We start from the raw sequence: 10,149 nt of genomic DNA on the forward strand, positions 1-10,149 counted from the left end.
TATGTCAGAGCAATTGTATCCATTTAAGTTCAAGACCATTTTTAAAGATAAAATTTGGGGTGGTACAAAAATAAAAGATGTGCTTCATAAGGATTATTCTCCACTGCCAAACTGTGGAGAGACCTGGGAGCTTTCAGGAGTAGAAGGCAATGTTTCTTTTGTGGCCAATGGACCTCTGGAAGGCGAGCCACTTACTACGCTTATCGCTAACTATAAAGATAAACTCTTAGGTAAAAAGGTATATGAAACTTACGGAGGACAATTTCCGCTACTGATTAAGTTTATAGATGCCAATGAAGACCTTTCTATACAAGTTCATCCTGATGATAAGCTGGCTAAGGAAAGGCATAATTCTTTCGGGAAAACCGAAATGTGGTATATCATTCAAGCTGATGAAGACGCCACACTCATCACAGGCTTTAACCAAGAGGTAGACAAAGAATCTTATCTGGAACACTTCAATAGTGGAAAGCTAACCGATATACTCAATAAAGAAAAAGTGGCTGAAGATGATGTATTCTTTATACCTGCAGGTAGGGTACATACCATTGGAAAAGGAATAATGCTGGCAGAAATACAGCAGAGCTCTGATGTGACTTATCGTATTTATGACTTCGATAGAACTGATGATAAGGGAAACAAAAGAGAGCTGCACGTAGAAGAGGCTGTAGATGCTATTGATTATAAATTTTATGATGAATACAAATCTAACAAGCCTATAGAGCTGAATAAGAGTTCTGCTATTGTGGAATGTCCTTTCTTTGAGACCAATAGAATGGTGATTGATAGCGAAATGAAGAAAGATTATTCTTCTATAGATTCGTTTGTGATATTGGTGTTTTTAGAAGGAGAAACTACTATTACTTCAGGAGATTTTAAGATGCAGGCCAAGCTTGGTGATGTGGTTCTTATTCCAGCAGAAATGGATGAGCTAATCCTTACTCCTTCAGGAAAAAGTAAAGTACTAGAAACTTATATTCCTAATTATTAGATGATAGAATGAGATATAAAAAAAGCAGCCATTGAGCTGCTTTTTTTATGAATGATAGTGTAGAAATACTTAAGCGGTTACTGCTTGTATTTCATTTAACCTTTTGGCTATTACTTCTTTTAATGACTGAGAAGCAGGGACAAGAGGTAGTCTTACGTGGTTTTCACAGATACCTAACTCTGCTAATAACTGTTTTATACCTACCGGACTGCTTTCACTATACATGTGAGGATTAATCTCTAATAGTTTAAAGGCTTCTGTAGAAGCTTTCTGAAAATCACCTTGAGCAGCGGCTTCTTTAATGTTATGAAAAATGTTAGCAAAGGCATTGGCCAAAACAGAAATAACACCAGAAGCACCAATAGAATATAAGGGTACTGTCAGCATATCATCTCCAGAAATCAGCATGAAGTCTTCTGGTTTGTATTTACAGATAGTTAGCGCTTGCTCAATATTTCCAGAGGCATCTTTAACGCCAATAATATTATCGTGCTCTGCGAGTCTTAAAATAGTCTCGGCAGACATGTTTGAGCCTGTTCTACCAGGAACATTATAAAGAATTACTGGCACAGGTGAGGAGTCAGCAATCTTAGTATAATGCTGAAAAATACCTTCTTGTGATGGCTTGCTATAATAAGGGCTTACAGAAAGTATGGCATCCACTCCTGTAAGATCAGTTTCTTTCGTAATTCTTAGCGTAGCATTGGTGTCATTTACACCAATTCCATATACAATAGGAAGGTTATCTTCATTGTTTTCCTTCGTGAAATCTAATATTTTGGCCTTGTCTGCCAGAGATATAGTGGAACCCTCTCCGGTGGTACCTAAGACTACATAGTAATCTACCCCTTGCTTAGCGGTGTAAGAGAGCAGTCTTTTATAGCTTTGGTAATCTATGTTATCTTCTTTGTCAAAAGGGGTAACTAATGCTACGCCAGTTCCATATAATTTAGACATGTTTATATTAGTTCAATATTTTTGTATACTTATACATCTCATTTACAAGTTCACTTGTGCTATCGCTCCTTGTATTTATCATTAGCTCGAAAAACTGACTATCAGTTTCTTCATATTTGCCTACTCGGCATCGGGCCTTACTCAGAGCTAGAATGTTCTTGATGAGCAGGTTACTTTTCGTATCCAGATAAAAAAGGTAATCGAAAGTAGCGTTGACAAATTTATGAACTTGCTCTGCCGTAAAGTTACCCCAAAAACTGATATCTTTTGTAGTGAAAAAATCAAAAAGGAATTCGAAATTTTCTAACCCTTTAGGTAATAGAGTGAGAACTTTTACCTCTTTGCCATCATCTTCCAGAGACTTTTTAAACTCTTTCACTATGTGATGTTTTCCCCAATCTTCACTGGTGTAGATAATGCCAATACTTCCAGCATCTTTATAGTTAGTGCTCAAACGTTTGGCTTTATTATTCTTCAGTATTGAGCTGGTTCTATATCCGAGTATTTTTTTATTCAACATTCATCATTTGATCATGGCGTCAAATTCATCTTCTGAAATTATTTGTACACCTAATTTCTCTGCTTTTTCGCGTTTTGCTGGTCCCATTTTATCTCCGGCTACCAGGTAATTGAGCTTTCCGGAAATAGAGCTCACTACTTTACCTCCATGCTGCTGTATCATTTCTTTGAGCTCGTCTCGGCCATATTTTGTAAAGACTCCCGAAATTACAAAAGTTTTATCGGTTAGACTATCCGAAAGGGTAGTGGTTTCTTTTTCTATAATCTCTAATTGCACTCCGGCTTTTCTGAGTCTTTCAATTTCCTCTCGGTTTTCCTCGGACTCAAAATTAGTGATAATACTACCGGCTATGCGTTCGCCTATTTCCGGAACGGCTATAAGCTCTTCATGGCTGGCCTTCATGATATTATCAATATTTTTAAAATAGCCAGCCAGCTTTTCCGCTACTGTTTTGCCAACATAACGTATGCCTAGGGCGAAAAGTACGCTTTCGAAACTAATTTCTTTAGAGGCTTCTATCCCCTTAAGTACTTTTTTAGTGCTCTGATCCTTAAAGCCTTCCAGTTGGAAAATATCATCATAAGTAAGCTCATAAAGATCCGCAGGGCTTTTCACTAGTTCGTTTTCATATAGCAGGTGGATAGTTCTTTCTCCCAGGCTGTCAATATCCATGGCTTTTCTTTGGATGAAATGCGCTATTCTGCCTTTTATCTGTGGAGGACAACCTTGTGCATTAGGGCAGTAATGCACTGCTTCGCCTTCTATACGAATAAGCTCAGTACCGCATTCAGGGCAGTTTTTTATGTAGTCTAATGGCTGTAGCTCTGGTGTGCGGGCAGTAAGGTCTACTCCGGTTACTTTAGGTATTATTTCGCCTCCTTTTTCTACAAAAACCATATCACCCACTCTAAGGTCAAGCCTTTGGATTTCATTAGCGTTGTGTAAAGAGGCTCTTTTTACTGTAGTACCTGCTAGCAGTACAGGGTCCAGTTCAGCTACAGGAGTAATAGCCCCGGTACGTCCTACCTGATAGGTAATGGACTTTAATCTTGTGGCTGCATTTTCTGCCTTGTATTTATATGCGATGGCCCAGCGGGGACTTTTGGAAGTGAAGCCTAGTTGCTGCTGTTGTTCAAAACTGTTTACCTTTATTACTATGCCATCAGTCTCCAGCGGGAGCTCATGTCTCTTGGTTTCCCATTCGTTGATATACTGAAATACTTCGTCTATATCAGTACATTTCTTATAAGTAGGGGATACGTTAAAGCCCATGCTTTCTAGCTTTTGGATAGCCTCTTCATGGGAATTAATGTTAAGATTATCACCGTTCAGGGCATACAGGTAACAATCAAGCTTCCTTTTAGCCACTGCTGCAGAATCCTGCATCTTTAGCGATCCTGAGGCTGTGTTACGCGCGTTAGCATACGGTTCTTCACCTACTGATTCTTTTTCCTTGTTTAGTTCTTCAAATACTTTTTTAGGCATAAAAGCTTCTCCGCGGGCTTCAAACTCTGCCGGATAGTCTCCTTTTAACCTTAAAGGCATGCTTCTGATAGTTTTTACGTTGTGCGTAATATCATCTCCTTTTGCTCCATCACCTCGGGTTACTCCTCGGGTAAGTACGCCATTTTCATAGGTCACACTCAGGGCAATGCCATCAAACTTAAGCTCGCAAATATATTCATAGCTTTCTCCTTCAAGACCTTTGGATACTCTTCTGTCAAAGTCTTCAAGATCTTCTTTAGAGTAGGTATTGCCAAGGGAGAGCATAGGTGTTTTATGGAAAACAGTGTTAAACTCCTTGGTAATAGTGCCTCCTACGCGGTGAGAAGGAGAATCTGGGTAGTTGTATTCAGGGAATTGCTTTTCTAGCTCTATTAATTTGTTTAGCAGTATATCAAATTCATAATCAGATACTTCGGAGGTATCATTCATATAATACTGCTCATTATAGTGGTTTATTTTTTTTGAGAGTTCTGCTATCTCTATTTGTGCTTCTTCCTTAGTCATTTCATCATGGGTAATGACCGTAAAACTAATTAAAGTATGTATAAAAAAGAAAGATGAGCTCCGGCAGGAACTCATCTTTCGTAAATGCATTTATGAAATACTATTACTTGGTAGTATCTTCATATGCTTTGGTGGCTTTTTTCAAATCCAAGCTGTTGTTAGATCTGTCAATATCCGCCATTCTTTGTGTGCGATCAATCTCTATTTTTTTAATAGCAGAGGTCTTACTGTTTACTTTTAAGGTATAAGTAGGGTATGTCCAAGGCCAAGGAGATTCAGTAATGCGAGCAGCTGTTTTATCTTCTACGTCCTTTTCTCCTAACATAACCCTAAGCGGTATGTAATAAATCTCAGTAGAGCCATCTTCGTATTCTATAAACAAATCGATAGGCATCATCATTTCGCCTACTTTTTCTAAAGTTACATAGGTGGCATCTCCTTCGCCTACTACGCTTTTAATACCATAATCTATTTGATCAGTGGTGTAAACGAATTTTTCCAGATACCAATCTAGTTGTAGATCAGAAACCTTTTCTATGGTTCTTATGAAATCAGATGAGGTAGGGTGTTTAAATCTCCAGTCATGGTAGTATCTTTTCATACCTTTCATTAGTGTTTCCTGACCTACTACATAGCTTAACTGATGTAAAAATACGGCTCCTTTGGCATATGAGTTAATACTGTATGATCTGTTAGAGTGGTAGTGATCCGCATGGGTGGTAAGTGGTTCTTCTTTTCCGCTTTCTGCCATCATATAATACGCTCTATATGAGTTGGTATGTGGGTCTGCATCACTGTTAGGGTCCATCAGATATTGCATAGTTACCGATGAAGCATATGATGTAAAACCTTCGTCCATCCAAGGGTATAGGCTTTCGTTAGTGGCTAATAAACCTTGGTACCAGCTGTGTAGCATTTCGTGAACGGCTGTTCCTAATAGGCTGTTAAGGTTTCTGTCTCCTGAGATTAGGGTAGCCATTGGGTATTCCATACCACCATCACCCCCATGGATGAAAGAGTATTTTTCATAAGGATATTTGCCAAAGTTTTCACTTACAAATTGCATGGCTTTCACCATATACTCTGGTAGCCTTTCCCATGCATCTTTGTTTTCACTGTTTTCTTGATAGATAAAGTGTAACACAGGGCCATTAGGAACCTGAGCAGTAGTGTGTGTGTAGTCAGGATCTGCTGCCCATACAAAATCATGAACTTTTTCGGCTTTGAAGTTCCAGGTAAGTGGTTTATCAGAGGTGGTTACTTCTGTACCTTCTTTTTCATATCCATGACCTATTTTATCAGGGTTTTGAAGGTAGCCCGTAGCGCCTATGGTATACGTAGGATCTATGGTTATTTTAACATCAAAATCACCCCAAACACCATGAAACTCACGCCCGATGTAAGGATCTGTATGCCATCCTAACTCATCGTACTCAGCCATTTTAGGGTACCACTGACTCATGGAGTATCGTATGCCTTCTGAGCTGTCTCTACCTGAACGTCTTACCTGTAAAGGAACCTGAGCTTCAAATTCCATTTTGAAAGTAACTTTCTCTCCAGGTAATATAGGCTTGTTAAGACGTACTGAAAGAATGGTGCCTTCTATTTTATAAGTTACATCTTTTCCGTTTTGCTTTAATGATTTTATATGCTGGTATCCTATCTCTTCATCTGAAAGCTTAGAGATACGGTCGCCCACTCGCCTGTCTGGATCTTCTATGTTTAATGAACGAACGTCCATCATACTCCCTGGTTGGAAGGCATTGAAATATAGGTGATAGAATACTTTATTTAGTGTATCAGGAGAGTTATTATAATAGGTTAGTTTTTGATCTCCGGTAAACTGGTTGGTTTTAACATTCATGTCAATATCCATCTCATATTCTACACGCTGTTGCCAGTAGGTGGTAGAGGCAGATTGACTTTTACCTATCAGAGGGATAAGCAAAAAGATTAATGTCAGTTTTTTATACATGTGCATATAATCTATTATTTGATTTAAGTTTCTAATTACCAAAGTAAAGGATTGTGATGATTATTCAAATCAGAATTATAAGGACGGTTGGTTATTCCAACTCCTCTAATGTTTCTGAAAGACTATCTTCAGTGCCTTTTAGCTTTACTTTACATTCTTTAATAAGGCCTGCAGCGCGCTTTACCAGCTCTGCCAGCTCATCCACATCGGGCTCTCCGTTTTCAATTTTATCTACTATAGATTCGATTTCTTCTACAGCATTTTTATAACTAAGCTTTTTCTTTGCCATTTTTTTTGTTGCTAGATTCTACTGTACTTGTAATAATGTAATTATTGCTTTCTGATACTATAACATCTCCCTTTGTTAAGGTGGTGTTTTTTATAAGTTTCCCATTCACTGTAGTTATAGTGTAGCCGCGTTTTAGTACCTGCTGTGGGTCCAGAAATTTCATAGTGTTATCAGCCAGATCTAATTTCTTTTGTTGCTGATGGAAATAATTTTTAGCGGCCGCTTTAACCTTATGCATAAGATGGCTTAAGGTATAATTTGAAGAGGCCGTTTTCTCTTTACTAATACCTTTTAGCTGGTACCCGAGGCTGCTGAGTCTCTGTTTTTCTACGTTTATCTTCTGGTTGACAGAGTGGAAGAGTCTAGAAAAATACTCGTCTAATTGATCATCAAATGCTATAATGCCACTTATTAGAAATTCTGCGACGGCTGTGGGTGTCTTTAATCGAGTATGTGCTACCAGATCAGCAATGGTTTCATCTCTTTCATGTCCAATACCTGTAAGCACCGGAATAGGGTATTGGGCTATGTGCGATGCCAATTCGTAATCATCAAAACAGTCAAGATCTACCTGGCTGCCGCCACCTCTTATAATGATCAGGGCATCGTAGTTTTCAATATGATCATGTACCTGCATCATGGCGTTAATAATAGATAGTGCGGCCTTGTCTCCTTGCATGGTGGCTTTGTAAAGCTTGGCACTAAACTTATAACCTCGGGAGTTTTGCTCTATCTGATCCATGAAATCTCCAAAACCGGCGGCAGTAGGGGAGCTGATGATGGCTATGCGCTGAGGTACCAGAGGTAAAGCATGGCCTCTGTTCATGTCAAACGTGCCATCAGCCACCAGCTTATCTATAACTTCTTTCCTTCGGCGAGCTCTTTCGCCCAAGGTAAAGTTAGCATCGATATCTTTGATATTTACACTAAGGCCATATAGTTCATGAAACTGAACGGCCACATTACATAGTATCTTCAGGCCCGGCTGTAGAGCCTGGCCGGTCATCCCTTCAAACCAGGTAGAGAGGTTGCGATAAGTGTATGACCAGATAGTGCCTCTTACTTTAGCGGTAACCCGGTCGTTTTCCTTGTCTACCAGTTCCAGGTAGCAGTGGCCATTTTGAGTGTTTCGCATTTCTCCGATTTCGGCCACCACCCAGTAGGAAGGATCCAGCTGGGAATCTAAGGTGGTCTTGATCAGATTATTTAGTGCGTGTAGTGATAGGTGCTCCATAAAGGAGCGCAAAATTATTTAATAATTATCAACATCTTCAAGCTTTCATGAAATATGATGAGCTTTGGGATAAGAAAAAACGCTTATTATATTTCTCTAAGACTTTCTATAATACCTGCATTTTTGCCTTTATACCTTACTACAAGTAGCGGTTGATTCATTTTTTTGTTTACCATCTGCTCTGCAAGGCTACCTAAAAACAAAGCCGCTGCTGCTGTTCTTCCTTTAGCTCCTATTATTACAAAGCCCACTTTTTCAGAATCAGCAAGGTCATAAATATCACTGGCTAAATTGTCATTTGTATCTAGCGAATACTCATCACGTATTGTAATGCCTCTTTTGTTTACTTTTTTAATGAATTTCTCAAAGTTGTCCTGAGCATTCTTTTTCATGATCTCTCCAAACTCATCAAAGGTTTTGCCTGTATAATGATAGCCGGCAGGTACTGAATAAACATTCTGGCAAATGATTTCACTAGGTACTCCCGTTCTTATAGCGAAATCTATGGTCTGATCTACAGCCAACTTGGCATAGTTAGAGAAGTCAATAGGAACCAGTAGTTTGTCTACGTTAGGCTCTGAGTTATCAGGTACGATAAGCAAATTACAGTTAGCTCTTCTGGCCAGCCTTAGGGTGGTAACACCCGCAGATTCTTTTGATTTTTTCTGACCTACTATAATTAAGTCGGTTTCACTCTTATGGGCAATATCTAAAATAGCTGGAGCCTGTCCTTTTTTAACCTGAAAGATGATTTTTACCTTCTTCTCGGCGTGGAAGTGTTCTTTAACCACGGCCTTCATCTTCTCTTTTCTGTCTTTTAGGGCATTTTCCTCTAAGTCAGGAAACTCTTTGCGTACGCTGGAAGGAATGTTAAGTCGCTTCACCATGTTTACAAAGGTTATTTTCTCAGCAGAAGTATGATCAGCCATGAAAGATGCAAACTTAACGAGAGTAACGTCCATCTCACTCGTATCAAGCCCTACTAGTAAATTTTTAAATGGTTCCATAAGTTAAAATGTGTTTTGACCTGTGCAAAATTATCTATTTGCTATCATTTAGAAACTTAATTAAAACTTTATTATTTGAAATTTCTAACTAATTCATCAGCAATTAGTTCTACACTTTCTTTTGAATGAGTAGGAAAATTGGCTATTCGTATGTGCTCTTTTTTAAACTTTCCATATCCACTACCTAGTACTATTCCTTTTTGACTCAGGAGGTTAATTACCTCGCTGCTGTCACATTTGGTTTCAGCTACCAGGGTGGTTTTTGATCTGTATTTCTCTTCTTTTATAAAGGGGCTCAGCTGTCCGCATTCCTCAAAAGCCTGATAAAGTACGGCTGCTTTGTATTCAGTTTCTCTCCTTATTTGCTCTATACCTTTTGTAAGCATGTCATTAGCCACTTTTCCTAGAAGGTATATTCCCAAAACATTAGGGGTTTCTGAGGTTTGGTTTTTAACTGATTTTTCAATCATCGATGGCAAGCTGTGGTATGAGCCGATGATCTTATTCTTGTTCATTTTTTCCTCAGACTTTGCAATACATTTTTCATTCACAATCCATACGCCCAAGCCAGCAGGTAATCCGAAACACTTTTGTACAGAGAAGTAGGCAGTGTCTACCAAGCTATAATCCAACGGTATATACGGGGCAGATGATACTACGTCTAAAGAAATAATTGGCTTTTCAAATGCACTTCTTATTGTTTTAATATCCTCAAGAGGTTGTGCCGCTCCGGTGCTGGTCTCATTTTGGGTGATAGAGATGAGCTCAGTGCTTTCTGGTATGAGCACTTCTTCTGGCTTCACTACCTGCCCTTCAGCTACTTTTTTAGTGATAGCATTAATTTGATAGTTTTCGGCTATCTCGTGAAAACGGCCGGAGAACGAACCGTTCACAAAATGAAAAGACTCATAAGATACGAGGTTCTGAATGGTTCTTTCCCAAATTTCAGTAGCTGAGCCTGTGAAAAGCACGTGATATCCTTCTGGCAGTTGTAGTAGCTGTTTAATACTTTCTACAGCGGCCTGGTGTATACTTTCATAAGCCTTACTGCGGTGAGATATGGAAGGCACACTTTCTTTTAAAGCATTTTTTATATGTTCCTCTGCTGTGAAATATAACTGAGAAGGACCAGGGGTGAAATATATTTTCTTCATGTCTTTTAGCAC

9 protein-coding genes are annotated in these 10,149 nt (G+C 38.9%); 1 reads left to right on the forward strand and 8 read right to left on the reverse strand.

The features are described 5' to 3' along the window. The first annotated feature begins 1 nt into the window (after nucleotide 1). Nucleotides 2-991, forward strand: a complete 990-nt coding sequence (locus tag JL102_RS07335) for a type I phosphomannose isomerase catalytic subunit (protein ID WP_202243610.1) — start codon at nucleotides 2-4, stop codon at nucleotides 989-991. Nucleotides 992-1,060: 69 nt separating this feature from the next. Here JL102_RS07335 and dapA read toward each other — a convergent pair whose 3' ends face one another. From dapA to JL102_RS07375, 8 genes are all read right to left on the reverse strand, one after another. Then, nucleotides 1,061-1,948 carry a 4-hydroxy-tetrahydrodipicolinate synthase gene (dapA, locus tag JL102_RS07340; protein ID WP_202243611.1) on the reverse strand — a complete coding sequence of 296 codons (888 nt, stop codon included), beginning with the start codon at nucleotides 1,946-1,948 and terminating at the stop codon, nucleotides 1,061-1,063. Nucleotides 1,949-1,955: 7 nt separating this feature from the next. Then, nucleotides 1,956-2,468, reverse strand: a complete 513-nt coding sequence (locus JL102_RS07345) for a DUF6913 domain-containing protein (RefSeq protein WP_202243612.1) — start codon at nucleotides 2,466-2,468, stop codon at nucleotides 1,956-1,958. 3 nt (nucleotides 2,469-2,471) lie between these two features. Continuing rightward, entirely contained in the window at nucleotides 2,472-4,478 is a 2,007-nt protein-coding gene (ligA, locus tag JL102_RS07350; protein WP_202243613.1) for an NAD-dependent DNA ligase LigA, read from the reverse strand. Between the two features lie 103 nt (nucleotides 4,479-4,581). Further along, the gene (locus JL102_RS07355; RefSeq protein WP_237390471.1) at nucleotides 4,582-6,453 is read right to left on the reverse strand and encodes a M1 family metallopeptidase; all 1,872 of its coding nucleotides are present in this window, start codon (nucleotides 6,451-6,453) and stop codon (nucleotides 4,582-4,584) included. A gap of 91 nt (nucleotides 6,454-6,544) precedes the next feature. After that, a complete protein-coding gene (gene xseB / locus JL102_RS07360; protein WP_202243615.1) occupies nucleotides 6,545-6,742 on the reverse strand; it encodes an exodeoxyribonuclease VII small subunit in 198 nt (65 codons plus the stop codon). Further along, on the reverse strand, nucleotides 6,723-7,976 hold the full coding sequence (xseA, locus tag JL102_RS07365) for an exodeoxyribonuclease VII large subunit (protein ID WP_202243617.1): 1,254 nt from the start codon (nucleotides 7,974-7,976) through the stop codon (nucleotides 6,723-6,725). Before xseA ends, xseB begins: the two co-directional genes overlap by 20 nt. 86 nt (nucleotides 7,977-8,062) lie before the next feature. Beyond that, the gene (locus JL102_RS07370; protein WP_202243618.1) at nucleotides 8,063-8,983 is read right to left on the reverse strand and encodes a universal stress protein; all 921 of its coding nucleotides are present in this window, start codon (nucleotides 8,981-8,983) and stop codon (nucleotides 8,063-8,065) included. A gap of 71 nt (nucleotides 8,984-9,054) precedes the next feature. Then, nucleotides 9,055-10,137 (reverse strand): aminotransferase class V-fold PLP-dependent enzyme, encoded by a 1,083-nt coding sequence (locus JL102_RS07375; RefSeq protein WP_202243619.1) that lies wholly within the window; start codon nucleotides 10,135-10,137, stop codon nucleotides 9,055-9,057. Between the last annotated feature and the right edge of the window lie 12 nt (nucleotides 10,138-10,149).

This window comes from Fulvivirga sediminis, from assembly GCF_016757215.1.
Classification (GTDB): domain Bacteria; phylum Bacteroidota; class Bacteroidia; order Cytophagales; family Cyclobacteriaceae; genus Fulvivirga; species Fulvivirga sediminis.